We start from the raw sequence: 20399 nt of genomic DNA on the forward strand, positions 1-20399 counted from the left end.
GCGAATGATTCACCCCCTAAATCAGGGTCAACATAAACTGATTTAAAATTAATAGCAAAGCCTTAAAAATTATTATTTCACATTGTGAAATAATAATTTTAAATTTCACCCTCCCTTTTCAAACCGATGTTAATCACAAACCAACTATAATGTAAAAATCTTATTGCTATGAAAAATATAAAGCCTGCTATTGTTACAAACATGTTCGCTATTAGTATTCCGATATAAGGAATACTAATTAAAGTTGAACATACTATATAATCGAACTGTAGCCACACTCGACGTTCGAATTTTTCGGCCTTTGTAGAAATAAAAGGTGAATTTATTTAAAGATCGAAAAACGTCAATAAGTAAAGCCTCAATAAGAGTTAGTAAAAACTAACCGTAAAAAGCTAACTTTGATGCCCTAATTTGATTCATAAGGCGACGCCTAAGGTTAAGCTCAAATATTCATGAGTTATTAGGTACACCGGAATGAAACTTAAAGTCTGTGTCATCTGATAAAATCAGTTCAGCTTCTACTTCACCAAAAAACGTAACACGCTCGGAAATATCACACCCAGCAATTTCTTCTGCAAGCGTTAAATAATCTTGATAGTGGCGTGCTTCTGAGCGCAACAAAGATATATAAAAATCACCTAAACGTTTATCAACATGAGGGGCTAACTTTGCAAACCGCTCGCACGAACGCGCTTCAATATACGCCCCACAAATCAATTTATCTATCATCGCATCAGGCTCATACGTTTTGACATGACGGAGCATGCCCTTGGCGTAGCGGCATGGGGTAATGCTGCGATACTCAACACCATATTCATCCATGATCTCTAGCACTTGATAGAAATGATGTAACTCTTCTTTGATCAGAATCACCATTTTATCTATCAACTCTTGCCCATAGGGTGAATTAGATTTTGGGATCACTGACTTAGTCAGCTTATTCTTAGCTGGTAACGTTCGCCAGTCGCCTTCCCTTTTATAAATTAACGTCTCAAAAGGCTTTAACCACTCAAGCAATGCATCTGCACTGTCTTTATCAACAGCGTACTTACGAATTAAAAACATTGCCGACTGGGCTGCTTTTAGCTCACAGATCAAATGGTCAATTAATACTATTGATAAATTTTCTGGGTCAACGGCAGCGTCAATCCAAGTTTGAGGTGTTTCACACTGCAAAAATTGCTTAATTGGGTGTAGTAGCTCGTCCAAAGTTTACATCTCTTTTCAAAGGTCAGGAAAATAACAACGCTTAAACCGCGTGGCCTAAATTATAACACAAGCTCGTCGGCCTTCTGTAGTCCATGTACCCACGCCAAGATTGCTTAATTCAGACTATGAGAACACGCCACGTTTCAAAGTATTTAATACTTTTCAATTAGACGAAAGTTTAACCTTTTCTTGACAAAAATTGAGCAATCCCTCATAAATTAATTGAGCAGTATAAAAATAATACAGACAACAAAAAGGGGCATAAAATGATTTTTAACCATTTATGGGGCTTATACGCTCACCCGTTAGAAGAATGGCAAACAATAGATAACTGTCATGAAAGCGTGAAATACAGCCTGTCTCACATTGCGATTATAGCACTGATTCCAAGCATTATGGGCTATTACTCCTCAGTGCACTTAGGGTGGGAAATTGGCGTTGGTGATGCAGTCTACTTAACACATGACAGTGCATTACTTATCGGGATTGCGATGTACACTGCATTGATCCTGGGTATTTTTGCGCTCTCTTATTTATCACATTGGATGGCGGTCACCTTTGGCGCAAAACCAACTTTTACACAAACATTAGAACTGTCTGCATATACTGCGACGCCTATGTTTATGTCCGCGTTCTCAGCATTTTACCCCGAATTATGGTTTGTCGTCACAGCTGGTATGCTTGCGTTAGCCTACTCCGTCTACTTATTATATACAGGGGTCCCTATACTTATGCATATCCCTGAAGAGCGCGGGTTCATTTATGCAAGCTCTGTGGTTACGTGTGGCTTAATACTCTTGGTGATCATATTAGCAGCGACTGCAATATTGTGGACCAATGGCATAATTAGTCCTACATTTAATTAGGGGGTAACGTATTCGATGCCCCTTGCTTTTATCCTAAATTAAAAAAGGAGCGAATTATCGCTCCTTTTTTGTGACTACACTATGTCAATTACGAGGTGGTTACTCGTCTTCATTGGTCTCTTGATTGTGTAGCTCTAAACTAGATGACATCGCTTGCTCACGCGTTGACTTCGCAGAGTCATTTCGTAAAGCATCAATACGATTTAAGTAGTTTTGATCAACATCTCCAGTAATATACTGGCCATCAAATACTGATGTTTCAAAAACTTTAATTTCTGGGTTCTCTTGGCCAACAGCAGCAATTAAATCCTTCAATGACTGATAGATAAGTCCATCAGCACCAATACTTTCGTTTATGTCTTCTAGCTCACGGCCATGGGCAATAAGCTCAGCGGCAGATGGCATATCAATACCATAGACATTAGGGAAACGTACTTCTGGTGCCGCTGATGCAAAGTATACATTTTTTGCACCGGCTTCACGCGCCATTTCAACTATTTGTGCTGATGTGGTACCGCGAACGATAGAGTCATCAACCAGTAATACATTTTTACCTTTGAACTCACTATCAATGGCATTTAACTTGCGGCGTACAGATTTTTTCCGCAGCTCTTGCCCTGGCATAATAAAGGTACGACCAATATAACGGTTTTTTACAAAACCTTGGCGGTAAGGTAATTTAAGCTCAGACGCAATCTCTAATGCGACATCACAAGATGTTTCAGGAATAGGGATAACTACGTCAATGTCTTTATCAGCCCATTCTTTTGCAATCTTTTCACCTAATTTAGTGCCCATATTCATACGAGTTGCGTAAACAGACATATTGTCCATTACTGAATCAGGTCGTGCAAAATAAACAAACTCGAAAATACAGGGTGCATGTTGCGTTTTAGCTGCACAGATTTTTGAGTGAAGCTCACCGCTTTCTGTAACATAGATAGCTTCGCCTGGCGCTACATCGCGCACAAACTCAAAACCGTCAATTTTCAGTGCGACACTCTCTGACGCAAACATATATTCAACGCCATTGCTGGTTTCACGCTTACCAAACACCAATGGACGAATACCATTGGGGTCCCTAAACGCTAATATGCCGTGACCGATGATCATTGCGATACTTGCATAACCACCTGTTGCTTGCTCGTTTACTTCAGAGATAGCATTGAACATGTCCTCAGCATCAAGTTTCATTTTGTTAGGCTTACCTAACTCATGAGCTAAGATATTCAATAAAATTTCAGAGTCTGACGTCGTATTTACGTGACGGCGTGCCGTGGTAAATAAACGTTCTTTAAGTTCTTCAGCATTGGTCAAGTTGCCGTTATGAGCAAGGCCAATACCGAACGGAGAGTTCACATAAAATGGTTGCGCTTCCGCAGAGCTTGATGAGCCCGCAGTTGGGTAACGCACATGCCCAATCCCGATATTACCTTGTAAACGCTTCATATGACGCGTATGGAACACGTCTTTTACTAAGCCGTTTGCTTTACGTAAACTAAACGTATTGTTGTCAATGGTAATAATGCCAGCAGCATCTTGGCCACGGTGTTGCAAAACAGTTAAGCCATCATAAATCGCCTGATTTACAGGAGATGTTCCGACTATCCCAACGATACCACACATGAAATTTTCCTCGCCGATTAACGGTTTACTGAATTTAAAAAGCTGGAGTTATGTTCTAGGTAGGTAAAAAACCATTCTATCACAAAGCCAAATTCAGGGATCAAAATAGATGCTGACCACCACTGCGTGCCAGGCGCACTAGTGAATGCATCCAGAAAAAACAATAAGGCGCTAACGACCAAAACACCTCGTAAACCACCGAATACGATCCCGAAGAGCCGATCGGTGCCAGATAAACCTGTGCGCTGCACAAGCTCACCTAAGATATAGTTAACAAACCCACCCAACATCAAGGTCGCAATAAATAATATGGCAATTGCGGCAGCATTTCTTAAAAGGGGTTCTGAAATGGGAGTAAGGAAGGTTGCTAGATATTGGTAAAAAAAACTGGAAATAAAAAATGCGCCAACCCAGACGACTAACGACATAGCTTCTTTAACAAAACCACGAAGTAAGCCAAATAATGTCGATAAACCGACAATACAGAGAATAGCGTAATCAACCCAGATCATAATAACCAATAAGTCGTTAATTTGGGCCGCATTCTATAAGAGCCGACAGGCAATTACCAGATCATTTTGCAATATTGAACTGAGTAAGTCGGCCATTCAATTTGGTCAATTCTTTAAGTTTTGCAAGCTTAGATTCAAGTTTAGTCTTATCTAAGTCAGGACCTACAAACACTTTAGTTAAAGTGCCATTCGGTGTTTTAACTGGACGCGTAAATGCTTTGAAGCCGCTCTTTTTGAGCTTTTTTACCAATGCATCAACGTTAGGTTTGTGTGAAAAGCTACCTAATTGAATAACATAGGCCATTTTCGTTAAGTTAGATGTCGCGGTACGTTTAGGCTCTTTTGCTTTAGAAACAACGGTAGATACGACCACTTTGTCATCTGCCTCAGGTTTTACTTCTGGCTTGGTATTGGCTTTGCTACCCGGTACTGCTGTTTGTGAGACAAGCTGCGAGTTTGAGTCGCTACCACTATCAGACGTGGTATCACTTGCATTGCCAGTGAGCGCCGTTGAACGCTCAGTTGTGATATTATCATCAGTGTCTGTTAATAGCGCGTCATCTGGCGTCAACGTCTCCAAAACGTCTCCCTGAACTATTGGGCCATTCTCAGCCTCTAGGTCAATTCTCGTTTTTAAATCGACTGTCGTAAACTCAGGACGCTCTGGTATCGCCTTGAAACCATCTTTATAGTGAACCTTTTCACCATCAAGGATATTGGGAATAAAAATTATTGCCGCAACCACGACGATACTTGTTCCTACTAGACGGTTAATAAATCCTGAGTTCACGTTATTACTCTCTACTTATTCAAAATATGCAATGGCGTGAGCCACCGTGAAAAATGAGCCAAAAACGATCAATACTGTTTCATCGTCCAGCGATGGTAACGTATGTACTAACGCGTCTTTTACGCTATCAAAAACTAACACAGGTTGAGTGTTTGGCACCAGTGATTGTAGATTTGTACCGAGCTCTGCGCGAGGCCCCTCTAATGATGCACAAGTCCACACGTCAACTAAGTCAATCACTTCATTGATAACACTCGCTTTATCTTTATCCGCTAGCATAGCGATTAATGCATGAACTTTAAAGCCTTGTGCTTTAAGGTCGGTCAATTTTTGGGCTAAATAGCGAGCTGATTCAGGGTTATGTGCAACATCAGTGAACACTTGCGGCCGCTCACTTAATTGTTGAAAACGCCCTTCAACCTTTAGATCTGCCAAGCATTGTTTGATAACAGCTTCTGAGGGCAACAAATCAAGTGTTGCGAGTGTAGTCAAGGCCGTTGTTACATTCTGAGCAGGGATCGCTGGCTTAGCAAATTCGTAGTCAAAGTCATGATAAATCCACCTAAACCCCGACTCTGTTGGAATATATAGGAAGTCACGTTTTGACAAAATTAAATCGGCTTCTATTTCCACACCATAATCAGTGACTGTATGCGGTATATTAAGGTCGCCCACAATGGCTGGCGTATCTTTGCGGAAGATACCTGCTTTGTCATAACCCACTAACTCTCGTGTATCGCCTAAATACTCTTTATGGTCCAAATCAATGGTGGTGATCACACTCGCATAAGGTGTGACTATGTTCGTTGCGTCATAACGACCACCTAAGCCCACTTCAAGTAAGATATAGTCAACGGCAAAGCGCTTAAAAATAGCTAAGCTGCCTAAAGTACCATACTCAAAATAGGTGAGCGCCGTGTCTCCACGACCCTGTTCAAGTTGATGAAAGGCATCTACATGCACTTGATCAGATAACTCTTTACCATTGACTCTTACACGTTCGTTATATCGAACTAAATGCGGGGAAGCATAGGTACCAACATTATAACCTTGTGCAAGTAAAATAGACTCCATACAACGCGCTGTGGTTCCTTTGCCATTGGTACCTGCGATCAGAATGATTTTACTGGAAGTATTGAGTAAGTCGATAGTCTGCGCGACTTTTTGAACCCGCTCTAACCCCATTTCGATGTTAGCTGGGTGTACACTTTCTAAATAACAAAGCCAATCATCAAGAGTCGACGATTGGCTTGGTGTTTGCATTGTCATATTCGTAACTTAAACTTGAAAAATTTACGCTACTCTATGCTCTTGTTCAGTTGAAGGCAAGTCCATAAACTTAGCAAGTATACGTGCTAATGTGTCACGCATTTCTCGGCGGTCAACGATCATATCAATCGCACCGTGCTCAAGTAAAAACTCACTGCGCTGGAATCCGTCAGGTAAAGTTTCACGTACCGTTTGCTCAATAACTCGTGGGCCCGCAAAACCAATCAAGGCTTTAGGCTCAGCAACATTAATATCACCTAACATCGCAAGTGATGCTGATACACCACCCATAGTAGGATCGGTTAAAACCGAGATAAACGGTAACCCTTTCTCACTCATTTTTGCCAATGCCGCGCTTGTTTTTGCCATTTGCATCAAAGACATAAGTGCCTCTTGCATTCGAGCGCCACCCGAAGAAGAGAAGCACACCAATGGCATGTTATGTTCTAAGCTTTGATTCACCGCATCCACAAAACGTGCGCCAACAACTGATGCCATTGAACCGCCCATAAAGGCAAACTCGAATGATACTGCAGCAACAGGCATGCCTTTCAAACGCCCTGTCATCGCAACTAATGCATCTTTCTCACCACTTACTTTTTGTGCTGATGAAATACGATCTGAATATTTTTTCGAGTCTTTAAATTTCAAGACATCTTGCGGCTCATGCTGAGCACCAATTTCTTTAAGGTCTGCATCATCTAAAAAGTATTCTAAACGTTTACGCGCGCTCAAGCGCATGTGATGATCGCATTTAGGACAAACATTTAATGACTTTTCAAGTTCTGCTTTGTATAAAATAGCATCACAGGATGAACATTTTGCCCATACACCTTCAGGAATTTCTTTTTTCCCTGACGCTTTTGTTGTTTTAGGTAAGATCTTTTCTAACCAACTCATTTGCAACTCTCTTGTGCTAATTCTGTGTCGCGACGTCTGCAAGTACAGACAAACTGTTTCAATTAAAACATGATTTTGTCTACAACGGTATAAAAAACTGGTCTTAGTAGTCGCACCATAATACGAGCTAAAACAAACAAATCAATAATAATTTACTTATGTTTATTATCATTAACAATGTTTGAACTTATTTCCAAATTAGCACTGCAGCGACTCTAAACTCATTTTTTATAATTACGTTTTGCAAGTCCTTCAATAAAGGGTCTCTTATTAAGACGTGCTGGTTAGCTAATTATTCAATATCTTTATTTGGTAAAAATAACGGCCCTAATGAGGTCGAAGGTATGTTCCATTTTTGTGGATAGTCTACGTCGACCAAATATAAACCATTTGGCTTTGCAGTCGCACCAGCTTGGGTACGGTCTTTAAGTGTTAACAGCTCTGCCATCCACTCCGGCGACTGCTTACCCATACCAATATCCGTCAAGCATCCGGTAATATTTCGAACCATATGATGCAAAAACGCATTCGCTTTAATATCAATAACTAAATAATCGTTTACTCGTTCAACACTCAAATGGTGAATATTACGAAATGGCGTATTGGACTGACAGTGCACAGCGCGAAACGAAGTAAAGTCTTGTTCACCTAACATGGCAGGACATGCAGCCTGCATTAATGACTCATCAAGTGGATGATGAAAATGTGTTACCCCACTTCGTAATATACCTGGACGATAGGCATGATTATAAATCACGTATCGATATCTTCTTGCTGTCGCACTAAAACGGGCATGAAACTCATCATCGACTTGTTGTGCATAACGTACTGCAATGTCATCGGGTAACATAGAATTAAGGCCTAATGTAAAGGCGCTCATATCGCGTTCAGCATGCGTATCGAAATGCACAACCTGCCCAGTGGCATGCACACCTGCGTCGGTGCGCCCTGCGCATACAATATCAATTTTATGGTTACAGATACGAGATAATGCTGTTTCAATTTCTTGCTGCACACTATTTACATGGGGCTGACGCTGCCACCCACTGTAATTTGCCCCGTTATACTCTATTCCCATTGCTACGCGCATACTGACTCTTACCTCGATGTTTAATAGCCGTGCATTTTATGCGATTGCAAGCACGAATAAAAGCATGCGTCATCATACACAAGATATTTCTCGCGATAATAACCATTTAGTGTAAATACGCTGTTAGTAGAAAGCGAGCATGCCAAAATTAAAAATGACGTATTGTATTACGTCATTTTTAATTAACTACTTAAGTGCACTTGGCTGTTGTGCTAAGTGATAAGCTTACTCTGTAAAGCCTGTGCTTCACTTTGGACTGATTCAGGGCCTTTATCTAATACCTCTTTTATCACCCCCATAGCCCCATCGTAATCTTCAATTTCAATATAGGCACGGGCCAAATCTAACTTAGCAGCAAAACCGTCGGCTTCTAAATCTACATCGGTGGCATTATCCCCAGCTAAAAACTCATCAAAGTCGCCTAAGCCTACATCCATGTCCGCATCATTATATGGCTCATCTTGAGGCTCTAAATCATCACTTTGTGACAGCAAATCATCTATATCAACAAATTGATCTTCTTCATCTTCACTAAGCTCTGCAAGCTCTGCAAGCTCTGCAAGCTCGCTTGTATCTAAATCTGGTTCATCATTCAATAAAGAATCAAAATCAACTTCCACATCGTCTAAATCAGAAATATTGATTGGCTCAGGCTCAACCATATCGTTAAGCAATGAATCAAAATCTGTATCAGATAAATTGGCCATGAATTCATTTTCAATGGCAGCTTCATCAATGACTACTTGCTCAGCAGCTTCTTGCGCTTCACTCAATTCATCAAGTTGTGATAAAAATTCATCTGGCGAGTCAGGTAAATTATCATCTTCTTGCGCTTCAGACTCAAGCTCAAATTCAGGTGCATCTGCTAAACTCGTTGGCTCTGGATCTACTTGAGTCTCTAATAACGACTCAGCTCCAACGTTTATCTCTTCATCAACGTGAGCATCTAATTCAGAAGGCTCTGCAAGCATGTCTTCTGCAAAATCATCATCAGATGTGCTTTCAAGCGTTGGGTCAACGTCCAGTTGATCATCAACTTCAAGTGAAGTTTCAGGCTCATCAGCTAGCGCATCTAAAGCTGATTGTTCATCAAACTCAGGGAGCGTTTCAATTGGCTCTTCAGCTGCAACGTTTATCTCTTCATCAACGTTAACCTCTTCATCAACGTGAGACTCTAATCCAGAAGGCTCAGCAAGCATGTCTTCTGTAAAATCATCATCAGATGTGCTTTCAAGCGTTGGGTCAACGTCCAGTTGATCATCAACTTCAAGTGAAGTTTCAGGCTCTTCAGCTAGCACATCTAAAGCTGCTTGTTCATCAAACTCAGGAAGCGTTTCAATTGGCTCTTCAGCTGCAACGTTTATCTCTTCATCAACATGAGGCTCTAATTCAGAAGGGTCTGCAAGCACGTTTTCTGCAAAATTATCATCAGATGTGCTTTCAAGCGTTGGGTCAACATCAAGCTCATCTTCGACTTCACGCGAAGCTTCAGGCTCATCGGCTAGCGCATCTAAAGCTGCTTGTTCATCAAACTCAGGAAGCGTTTCAATTGGCTCTTCAGCTGCAACGTTTACCTCTTCTTCAACGTGAGCTTCTTCTTCAACATGAGCCTCTAATTCAGAAGGCTCTAATTCAGAAAGGTCTTCAAGCACGTTTTCTGCAAAATTATCATCAGATATGCTTTCAAGCGTTGGGTCAACATCAAGCTCATCTTCGACTTCACGCGAAGCTTCAGGCTCATCGGCTAGCGCATCTAAAGCTGCTTGTTCATCAAACTCAGGAAGCGTTTCAATTGGCTCTTCAGCTACAACGTTTACCTCCTCTTCAACGTGAGCCTCTAATTCAGAAGGTTCTAATTTTGTAGGTTCTGCAAGTACGTCTTCTGCAAAATTATCATCGGGTGTGCTTTCAAGCGTAGGGTCAACATCAAGTTCATCTTCAACTTCAAGTGAAGTTTCAGGCTCATCGGCTAGCGCATCTAAAGCTGCTTGTTCATCAAACTCAGGAACCGTTTCAATTGGCTCTTCAGCTTCAACGCTTATCTCTTCATCACTGTGAGCCTCTAATTCAGAAGGCTCTAATTCAGAAGGGTCTGCAAGCACGTCTTCTGCAAAGTTATCATCTGGTGTGCTTTCAAGCGTTGGGTCAACATCAAGCTCATCTTCGACTTCACGCGAAGTTTCAGGCTCATCGGCTAGCGCATCTAAAGCAGCTTGTTCATCAAATTCAGGGAGCGTTTCAATTGGCTCTTCAGCTGCAACGTTTACCTCTTCATCAACATGAGCCTCTAATTCAGAAGGGTCTGCAAGCACCTCTTCTGCAAAGTTATTATCTGGTGTGCTTTCAAGCGTTGGGTCAACATCAAGCTCATCTTCGACTTCACGCGAAGTTTCAGGCTCATCGGCTAGCGCATCTAAAGCGGCTTGTTCATCAAACTCAGGAACCGTTTCAATTGGCTGCTCAGCTTCAACGCTTATCTCTTCATCAGAACTTTGGGGTTGAGCTTCTAAAGTCTCCGTGAACGCTCCTAAATCTTGCTCTACGTTTAAATCAGTTACCGATGACGTTGAAAGCGCATCCTCATCTTGCAGTAAAGAGTCAAATTCTGATGCACTCAGTTCATCCAACTCATCGCCCATCGAGTCCAGAGCGTCTTGCTCATTAAACTCAGGAAGATCCTCTATATTTTGCTCATCTTGTTCATTTTCAACAGGCGTAACGTCATCTATTTGCTCATCATGACGTGTTGTTTCATCATCTTCAAATGATAGGTCTAAATCATCTTCTTCATGTAAATCATCTAGATCGCCTTCTAACGCATGTTCAGATACCATTTTACTTTGTAATGCGTCGGAAAGCGCTTGCTCTGTCTCACTGGTCGATAAGGGCGTATCGTCTAATTCATTGTCTAACTCTAGCTCTGGGTAGCTGTCTAACTCGGCACTCGGCGTAACTAAATCAGGCTCATCAAACACCTCTGTTTCAGATAAATCAGCCCCTTCTAGTAATGGATCATCACCTAAGTCGATTTCATCTTCCTCAGCCAGTTCATCATCCCAATCAGACTCACCTGAGTCATCCAGCGTTTTTAAAAGCTCATCAATACTCTGGCCGTTCTTTTTCTCTTCTTCATCAAACTCAGATATAGGAGGTATACTTTCATCATCAGACGGTACTGGCGTAGAGTTTGATTGGGCTTCACTCTCTGGAGAGTCCAAGTCATCAAGATCAAAATCGCTTTCTATTATTGGCAAATTATCGCTTTGTCCACTGTGACTTGTCTCAGAAAGCAACTCGTCGTCAACCTCACTGAGAAGATCACCCGCAATATCATCAGTTAAACTGCTTGTGACGACAGTGTCTTTATCACCATTGAGCAATTCATCTATATCTTCTATGTCTAATTCATCATCAGGTTCATTTAACAAGCCATCTATATTCTCAATATCCAGCTCACCAGCTTCTTCTGCTAACTCTGGCTCTATTGCAACTTCACCATCCGCTTCGGCAAGGCCAATATTTTCGGTATCGATATCAGTCTCGAAACCTGTATCTAAATCAGTACTGCTATCAGCTTCTTCAAGCAACGCGTCTAATTCATTGTCGCCTTGACCGTCATCTAATTCATCTGCTTCTTCTATTAATTCAGCTTCAGCAGTAACTTCACCATCCGTTTCGCCAAGATCAGTATTTTCGATATCAGCTTCGATATCTGTATCTAAATCAGTACTGCTATCAGCTTCTTCGACCAACGCGTCTAATTCATTGTCGCCTTGAACATCATCTAACTCATCTGCTTCTTCTATTAATTCAGCTTCAGCAGTAACTTCACCATCCGTTTCGGCAAGGTCAATATTTTCGGTAACGGTATCGATATCAGCCTCGATATCAGCCTCGATATCAGCCTCGATATCAGCCTCGATATCTGTATCTAAATCAGTACTGCTATCAGCTTCTTCGACCAACGCATCTAATTCATTGTCGCCTTGGCCGTCATCTAACTCATCTGCTTCTTCTATTAATTCAGCTTCAGCAGTAACTTCACTTTCCGTAGCGGCAAGATCAGTATTTTCGATATCAGCCTCGATATCTGTATCTAAATCAGTACTGCTATCAGCTTCTTCAACCAACGCATCTAATTCATTGTCGCCTTGAACATCATCTAACTCATCTGCTTCTTCTATTAATTCAGCTTCAGCAGTAACTTCACCATCCGTTTCGGCAAGGTCATTATTTTCGGTAACGGTATCGATATCAGTCTCGAAACCTGTATCTAACTCAGGACTGCTATCAGCTTCTTCGACCAACGCATCTAATTCATTGTCGCCTTGACCATCATCTAACTCGCCAGTTTCATCTATCAAACCATCGATGCCATCAATATCGTCAATATCGAATTCTTCTTCTAGTGATGTCTCTGTCACTTCTTCAGGCGTTGCTTCATCTATCAGACCATCAATATCGTCAATATCGAACTCTTCTTCTAGCTGTGTCTCTGTAACTTCTTCAGGCGCTGCTTCCTCTATCAGACCATCGATATCGTCAATATCGAACTCTTCTTCTAGCTGTGTCTCTGCCAATTCTTCAGGCGTTGCTTCCTCTATCAGACCATCGATATCGTCAATATCGAACTCTTCTTCTAGTTGTGTCTCTGCAACCTCTTCAGGCGCGGCTTCCTCTATCAGACCATCGATATCGTCAATATCGAACTCTTCTTCTAGCTGTGTCTCTGCAACTTCTTCAGGCGCAGCTTCATCTATCAGACCATCGATATCGTCAATATCGAACTCTTCTTCTAGCTGTGTCTCTGCAACTTCTTCAGGCGCAGCTTCCTCTATCAGACCATCGATATCGTCAATATCGAACTCTTCTTCTGACAATGGCTCATCTGACTTAGATGCAGCCTCATCCAATAGTCCATCGATATCATCAATGTCAAATGCCTCTTCAGATGGAGTATCTCCCTCCTCAGAGCCAACTTCATCCAATAGTCCGTCAATGTCGTCTATGTCAAATTCATCATCTTCATTTTTCGAATCATTGTTGCTCTCTTCATCAAGCAGGCTATCAATATCATCTAGGTCTAAATTATCAGACGATTCAATTGTCTCTTGCGAGTTCGACTCAAGCAGAGAGTCAACATCATCCCCCATGATATCGACATCAGGTTTACTCGACGTTTCATCTAAAATTGAGTCTATATCTACATCTTCTTGTGAGTCCTCAGCCAATTCTTCACTTAACGCAGCTAACGCATCATCACTAATATCAAGTTCATCATCATTACCATCGTCAGCACTTGATACTTCGTTGAATAGATCATCAATGTCTCCGTCATTTAAAATATCACCGGAGTCTTGCTCTATATCGAGAGCAACTTCATCACCTAACCCATCTGGTTCATCGAAGTTTTGTTGTAAGAAATCATCAAGATCATCGCCACTATCAAGCTCATCTGTTTCATCATCAAATACAATGTCATCACTGAGTAAACCATCGAGCTCATCTTGATCTAATGTATCATTCCCCTCTTCAAAAGCATCATCTTCCAGCGAGTCAAACATGATGTCATCGTCTTCAGGTAGCATATCGTCATCAAGCTGGACACTTTCGTCAATCGGATCGGGGACAGCGGCAGGTGCAATATCGAGATCAAGTGGGTCAGCAGCAACGGGCGCTTGTGGGAGAAAGTCGTCCTCGGCTCCACTATCAGCAGGTTCATCTTTTTGGCGTTTTTTCAAGAAAAGTATTACGCCACCAATGACCAGTAATGAAGGTACTATCGCCATTAACAGCACCATAAGCGGATTGGAAAGTAGCGCCTCACTACTCATACCCGAATCTTGCTGTTTTTGTGCTGCTTGTTCTGCTAATAATTCGTTTTGTAAATCGATCAGTGATTTGAGCTGTTGCTGTATTTGGCTATCTTGACCCAATTGCTGCTGCACATTTTTCAATTCATCTGAGATATCGCCGAGTTTTTGCTTAAGTTTATTATTTTCCTTGAGAATATCTTCAACATTGCGAACAGAACTTTTGAACTGGTTTTGTAACTCTAATAGCTTGGAGTCCTGATCCATCTGCAACGATTTAAGCCTATTTGCTAACTCAACTTTTGCTTCTTCCACGTCTACTTTGCGCGCTTGAGTCACTTTTTTCTGGGCTTGCTCAATCGTATCATTATCCAGCATGCCATTTTTTTTCATTTCCCATAAAGCATCATCTTGATCAGATTTTTGCTTCGCAAACACCGGGTTTTCTTTACGCATTTCACCTAAGGTCGGAATGCGCAAATAGGCGCCATCGCGCATGTGATTGAGGTTTTTATCTAAGAAAGCATTGGGGTTTTTTGTATAGAACGCACTCATGACTTGATAAATAGTCACAGACTCGTCGTTGCGCACCTTTTTAGCTATACGCCACAAAGTGTCGGAAGGTTTTATTGGCCCTATAGTTCGGCCTTGCATGCCATAATCTGCGCCTTTAGGCCCTTTAATTTGGGCAGCCTCTTGCGTAAGAACTGGCATGGTGATCAATGCAGACGCAAAGATACAAAAAAAGACAAAACCGCGCATGTTGATCCTTTCTGTACATTGTTCAGCATCTCGCCAAACATTTTAATAATGCTAAGGGTAGCTTTTGCAAGCTCTATTCCAATTGCAAACTATAAACCAGTTGCCAGTGAATATCCATTGCAACGTATTGAAATTTAACATGCTTATAATAGTTTATGATGAGAGAGAAAACTACTTAGTTTTCAAAAGGTCAAATCTTTGGCGTGAAATTATACTACGGAGGAAAAAAGCTGCCGCTCGGCAGCTTTATGCTAATAAGTTAATGAATTACAAATAATTTTCTATCAGTTCTTCAGCAATCTGTACGCTATTAGTCGCAGCGCCTTTACGTGTATTATCCGATACAACCCACAAATTTAAACCATGAGGATGCGAAATATCCTGTCGTAAACGGCCAACATATACGGTGTCGTTACCACTGGCATCGCTCACAGGCGTTGGGTAATCTTGCTCATCTTCGATAAACTCAACACCAGGCGCTTCGTTAAGCAGTTGTTTGATATGTTCAATATCATGTGGCATGCGTGTTTCTAAATGGATAGATTCAGCATGACCAAAAAATACCGGAACCCTTACAGCGGTAGGATTAACCAATACACTGCTATCGCCTAATATTTTTTGCGTTTCCCACACCATTTTCATTTCTTCTTTGGTGTAGCCATTCTCTTGGAAAGTATCAATTTGAGGGATAACGTTAAACGCAATTTGCTTGGTAAATATATTATTTTCCATCGGACGGGCATTCATTAAATTAGCCGTTTGCTTAGCTAATTCATCAACAGCTTCTTTACCTGCACCTGACACAGCCTGATACGTAGATACATTAATTCTATCTATGCCATAAGCATCATATATCGGTTTTAAAGCAACCATCATCTGAATTGTGGAACAGTTTGGGTTCGCAATGATATTACGATTACGGAAATCAGCTAAGCTGTCTTTATTAACTTCAGGCACTATCAACGGCACATCAAAGTCATACCGAAAGTGTGAAGTATTGTCGATAACCACGCAACCGGCTTCCGCTGCAACTGGCGCATACTTTTCTGACACACTACCGCCAGCTGAAAATAAGCCTATATGCGCCTGCGAGAAATCAAAGTTCTCAACGTCAATGACTTCAATTTTTTCGCCGCGAAAATCAATGTCTTCGCCAGCACTTCGACTACTTGCAAGTGCAAAAAGCTGATCAACAGGAAACTTTCTATCTTGTAAAGTTTCGATAATTTGACGTCCAACGAGTCCCGTTGCGCCTAGTACTGCCACATTAAATTTTTGCGACATGTTATTCCTCATTCTTTTCAATTACGTTAAAGCCGAGCTGCGCTAACATAGCACCATGCTCACTGCGGTTTTCTATACTTAGCGTACTGAACTCTCTGCGTGGTGGATAATTCTTACGCAAGCTGTCAAAACCTTGATTTTGTAAATTCGCTCGTAATAGGCCATCATCACGGCGAATGTCATATACTAAATGCACTATTCGACCTAAGTCATGTTCGGTCAGTGTTTGCTCTATTTGACACTGTGTCAACGCCGGAACTGGCAAGAAATCAGCCAATGTTTTGGTTGCTGGCACATCAAATAAACGACAGACACCTTGATATAACATTTGCGTACCACGCGCTTTGCCTTCTTGAGTGTGACCAGCAATATGCACACTCGCAAATCTCACATAAGGGAGCAACTCAGTGGGTATATTAGGCTCATTCTCCCATACATCTAATACGAGCTCTAATTTCTTCCCTGCTTCTAGTGCATTTAACAACGCCTCGTTATCAATGACATCACCTCTACTGGCATTAATAACAACCATCCCAGATTTTAGTTTGTTAATGCGCTCTGCGTTTAGCAAGTGATGCGTTTTATGTTCACCACTGTTAATGAGCGGCACATGAAACGTCACGAAGTCGGCTTGTTCTAAAGCAATATCTAACTCTACATGCTCGTCAAGCGTACCATTTTCATAGCGGATCGGGTCACATAATATCAACTCGACCCCCAACCCTGATAATTTATCGTGTAAGCACTGTCCAATGCTACCCACGCCAATTATGGCGAGTGTTTTGCCAGACAATTGCGTATTCGTTTCCTGACTGTAAGCATAAAGCGCACTAATCACATACTCTGCTACGGCAATCGCATTGCACCCAGGCGCGCTACTGAATGCAATATCATTCTGAGCTAACAGCGCAGTATCAATGTGATCAATGCCTATGGTAGCGGTACCAACAAATTTTAGCTGGTTTGCCCCATCGAGCAGTTTTTTGTTAACTTGGGTTACTGAACGCGTTAATAATACATCCACGCCTTGTAACGCTTCTGCCGCTAAATTTCGGCCATCAAACCGCTTTACTTCTCCTAAATCTGAGAAGTATTCCTCCACCAATGGCATATTTTGATCTGCAAGGATCTTCATTTGTTGTTCCCAGTACACACGTTTGCGGTATTGTATACCTAAGCCTTTAACAAATGCGAGCGCCAACCACAGGTAGACTGAAACTTAATGTCCTTTTAACTTGTGAACACCTGCGCCAATCCCAGCAAACATAACGATGATAAGAATTAGCACCATCAAAGTGGCTTGTTTTTGCTCTGGCAACAAAATAAGGGGGCTCATAAGAATGGCGGTAATACTACTAAACGCAATAAACAATGCAGTATAAACACAGCGATGATAACCAAAGTATGCGCTCACAAGGCAAAAAAACAAGCTAACGAACACAGCGGGGGTATAAATATTAAAAGACATCCATGTTGCTATTAAAGATACAGCTATTGAAAGTGTAGCGTTCATCATTTTAGGTTCCTTCCTGATATATGACTTACCTAAAAATAGATCAAAACAACATATTTACAACTTTAAAAATACAAATAACTCACAAACCAACCAGCTTACTATTTCCAGTGACTCCTAATATAACGTACGTTGGATATCCATTTAGATGACCAAACGCCTAACAACGCTGGACGCAACAATCTCTTTGTGAAGCTCAATAGTCAAATTTAATGTCCCTATATTTTCTCTTGTAAATATTTGCCTTAGCCGCTAGTCTTAATAGGTGGTCAGACCTCTAATAAGGAAGAACAACATGACACTCGTATTTACATTGGCATTGCTCGCCCTACTTGGCGCAGCAAGCTACCATAGAGCTAGCTGGAACACCTGCGTTGGTGTGGCTGCTGTAACATTAATCATCGGTACGCTTTCGGGGGCATTTGGTGCTCTTTCATGGCTAATTTTCTTAGCCATTGCTGTACCGCTGTCTCTCACAAACATTCGTCAACAGTATATTATTTCACCTTTATTTAAGGCGTTTAAGAAAGTTACACCAACAATGTCTGATACTGAAAAATCAGCTATTGATGCTGGAACGACTTGGTGGGAAGCTGATTTGTTTTGTGGCAACCCAAATTGGGAAAAACTTCATCAGTATCCAAAACCAAGACTTACCGTTGAAGAACAAGCTTTCTTAGACGGCCCTGTTGAAGAAGTTTGTGCGATGCTAGACGATTGGAAAGCAACCCACGAACTAACTGATTTACCAAAAGATGTATGGCAATATTTAAAAGACAATAAGTTCTTCGCCATGATCATTAAAAAGCAATATGGTGGGCTGGAGTTTTCTGCCTACGCACAATCATGTGTACTACAAAAGCTAACAAGTAAATCAACTTTACTATCATCTATCGTCGGAGTACCTAACTCACTCGGGCCAGGTGAACTATTGCAACACTATGGTACCAAAGAACAAAAAGACCACTACCTTCCCCGACTTGCGAAAGGGCAAGAGATCCCGTGTTTTGCACTTACCTCCCCTGAAGCAGGCTCAGATGCATCGGCCATCCCTGATTTTGGCATTGTATGTAAAGGTGAATGGGAAGGAAAAGAAACACTCGGCATTCGATTAACGTGGAATAAGCGTTATATTACACTGGCTCCTGTTGCGACAGTACTTGGCTTAGCATTTAAGCTCAGAGACCCTGATGGGCTATTAGGCGAGAATAAAGAACCGGGCATTACCTGCGCTTTGATCCCAACCACAACCCCAGGTGTTAAAATTGGTCGCCGTCACTTTCCATTGAACGTACCGTTTCAAAACGGACCGACGCAAGGCGATGACATTTTTGTCCCAATTGATTACATCATCGGCGGGCCTGAAATGGCGGGCCAAGGTTGGCGTATGTTGGTTGAGTGCTTGTCTGTAGGACGTGCAATTACACTGCCTTCAAACTCAACCGGTGGTATAAAATCACTGGCATTAGCTAGTGGCGCATATAGCCGCATTCGTCGTCAATTTAGACTTCCAATTGGAAAAATGGAAGGTGTAGAAGAGTCATTAGCAAAATTAGCAGGCTATGCCTACAGTACTGATGCAGCTGTCACCATGTCTACCGGCGCGGTTGACTTGGGTGAAAAGCCTTCAGTCGTTTCAGCAATATTAAAATACCATCTAACAGAGCAAATGCGTACTTCAACGATGCATGCTATGGACATTCACGGCGGTAAAGGGATCTGTCTTGGGCCAAATAACTACTTAGGTCGAGGCTATCAAGGCGCGCCCATTGCAATTACTGTAGAAGGCGCAAACATATTAACCCGTAATATGATCATATACGGTCAAGGTGCCATTCGTTGTCATCCTTTCGTACTTGCGGAACTCAATGCAGTTGGTATGACTGACAAACAAGCCGCTTTAGACAGCTTCGATTCATCTTTGATGGGTCATATAGGCTTCACATTATCAAACCTTGTACGTACTAAATGGCTCGCCCTAACTGGAGCCCGCTTTACCAAAGTCCCGTTTAATGATGAAACTGCTGTTTTCTATCGTAACGCCAGTCGATATAGCGCATCTTTAGCACTTATGTCAGACATTTGTATGGCAGTATTTGGTGGCTCATTGAAACGAAAAGAACGTATCTCTGCGCGACTAGGCGATTTATTAAGTTATCTTTATCTTGTTTCTGCAACGCTTAAACGCTACAACGATGAAGGCCGTAAAAAAGAAGACTTACCATTTGTGCAATGGAGCTGTCAGGAACATTTGTATTTGTGTCAACGGGCATTGGCAGATCTGATCAACAATATGCCATCAGCCCCATTACGTGCCGTGTTAAAACTGGTCTTATTCCCGTTTGGTAGACCAATTCGTAAACCAACTGACACGTTAGAACACAAACTTGCTCATTTATTACAAACGCCAAATGAATCAAGAGATAGACTGGCTGCTCATATTTATTTAACGAATGAACCTTTGAACTTAATTGGTAAGCAAGAACAAACCTTAAAAGATATTCTTGCCGTAGAACCTCTCTTTGATAAGGTTTGTCGTGCTAAAGGGCAAAAACTGCCATTCACACAATTAGATAAAGTCGCTCAAATGGGGCTTGAGGCAAATATTCTTAATGAAGATGAAGCGGCGCAACTTGCTGAAGTCGAAGCTAAGCGTCTTGCCGTGATCAATGTCGATGATTTTGACCCAAGTGAGCTCATGGCAGGCCAAGCAGCAAAACCTGCTGCTCAAGGTGTAGATGCCGCATAGACTTTACAGTCAATAA

The 20399-nt window shown here is 41.7% G+C and carries 13 protein-coding genes; 2 read left to right on the top strand and 11 right to left on the bottom strand.

The window, feature by feature from the left end:
- Window positions 1-450 precede the first annotated feature (450 nt).
- Complete coding sequence (gene miaE, locus PCIT_RS00835; RefSeq protein WP_010364716.1) at window positions 451-1209, bottom strand: tRNA isopentenyl-2-thiomethyl-A-37 hydroxylase MiaE; 759 nt, start codon at window positions 1207-1209, stop codon at window positions 451-453.
- A gap of 266 nt (window positions 1210-1475) precedes the next feature.
- On the opposite strand from miaE, the gene PCIT_RS00840 reads away from it, so the two are divergent.
- Entirely contained in the window at window positions 1476-2075 is a 600-nt protein-coding gene (locus tag PCIT_RS00840; protein WP_010364717.1) for a Yip1 family protein, read from the top strand.
- Window positions 2076-2174: 99 nt separating this feature from the next.
- On the opposite strand, the gene purF is transcribed toward PCIT_RS00840, so the two are convergent.
- From purF to PCIT_RS00890, 10 genes are all read right to left on the bottom strand, one after another.
- A complete protein-coding gene (gene purF, locus PCIT_RS00845; protein WP_010364719.1) occupies window positions 2175-3701 on the bottom strand; it encodes an amidophosphoribosyltransferase in 1527 nt (508 codons plus the stop codon).
- Window positions 3702-3718: 17 nt separating this feature from the next.
- Window positions 3719-4213 (bottom strand): CvpA family protein, encoded by a 495-nt coding sequence (locus PCIT_RS00850; RefSeq protein ID WP_010364721.1) that lies wholly within the window; start codon window positions 4211-4213, stop codon window positions 3719-3721.
- A 61-nt stretch (window positions 4214-4274) separates the two neighbouring features.
- Window positions 4275-5003 carry an SPOR domain-containing protein gene (locus PCIT_RS00855; protein ID WP_040698129.1) on the bottom strand — a complete coding sequence of 243 codons (729 nt, stop codon included), beginning with the start codon at window positions 5001-5003 and terminating at the stop codon, window positions 4275-4277.
- 15 nt (window positions 5004-5018) lie between these two features.
- Complete coding sequence (gene folC / locus PCIT_RS00860; RefSeq protein WP_021032349.1) at window positions 5019-6272, bottom strand: bifunctional tetrahydrofolate synthase/dihydrofolate synthase; 1254 nt, start codon at window positions 6270-6272, stop codon at window positions 5019-5021.
- Between the two features lie 24 nt (window positions 6273-6296).
- Window positions 6297-7172 (bottom strand): acetyl-CoA carboxylase, carboxyltransferase subunit beta, encoded by an 876-nt coding sequence (accD, locus tag PCIT_RS00865; protein ID WP_010364726.1) that lies wholly within the window; start codon window positions 7170-7172, stop codon window positions 6297-6299.
- A gap of 292 nt (window positions 7173-7464) precedes the next feature.
- On the bottom strand, window positions 7465-8262 hold the full coding sequence (truA, locus tag PCIT_RS00870) for a tRNA pseudouridine(38-40) synthase TruA (protein ID WP_010364729.1): 798 nt from the start codon (window positions 8260-8262) through the stop codon (window positions 7465-7467).
- Between the two features lie 212 nt (window positions 8263-8474).
- Window positions 8475-14837, bottom strand: coding sequence for a FimV/HubP family polar landmark protein (locus PCIT_RS00875; RefSeq protein WP_192992755.1), 6363 nt, complete (start codon window positions 14835-14837; stop codon window positions 8475-8477).
- Window positions 14838-15104: 267 nt separating this feature from the next.
- Entirely contained in the window at window positions 15105-16121 is a 1017-nt protein-coding gene (locus PCIT_RS00880; RefSeq protein ID WP_010364735.1) for an aspartate-semialdehyde dehydrogenase, read from the bottom strand.
- A gap of 1 nt (window position 16122) precedes the next feature.
- Window positions 16123-17256: a 4-phosphoerythronate dehydrogenase gene (locus tag PCIT_RS00885; protein ID WP_010364739.1), complete on the bottom strand. Its 1134-nt coding sequence runs from the start codon at window positions 17254-17256 to the stop codon at window positions 16123-16125.
- Between the two features lie 84 nt (window positions 17257-17340).
- The gene (locus PCIT_RS00890) at window positions 17341-17637 is read right to left on the bottom strand and encodes a DUF6419 family natural product biosynthesis protein (protein ID WP_010364740.1); all 297 of its coding nucleotides are present in this window, start codon (window positions 17635-17637) and stop codon (window positions 17341-17343) included.
- A gap of 292 nt (window positions 17638-17929) precedes the next feature.
- Here PCIT_RS00890 and fadE point away from each other — a divergent pair, with 292 nt between their 5' ends.
- Complete coding sequence (gene fadE, locus PCIT_RS00895) at window positions 17930-20383, top strand: acyl-CoA dehydrogenase FadE (protein ID WP_010364741.1); 2454 nt, start codon at window positions 17930-17932, stop codon at window positions 20381-20383.
- The last annotated feature ends 16 nt before the right edge of the window (window positions 20384-20399 follow it).

The sequence above is a fragment of the Pseudoalteromonas citrea genome, from assembly GCF_000238375.3.
GTDB classification, from domain to species: Bacteria; Pseudomonadota; Gammaproteobacteria; order Enterobacterales; family Alteromonadaceae; genus Pseudoalteromonas; species Pseudoalteromonas citrea.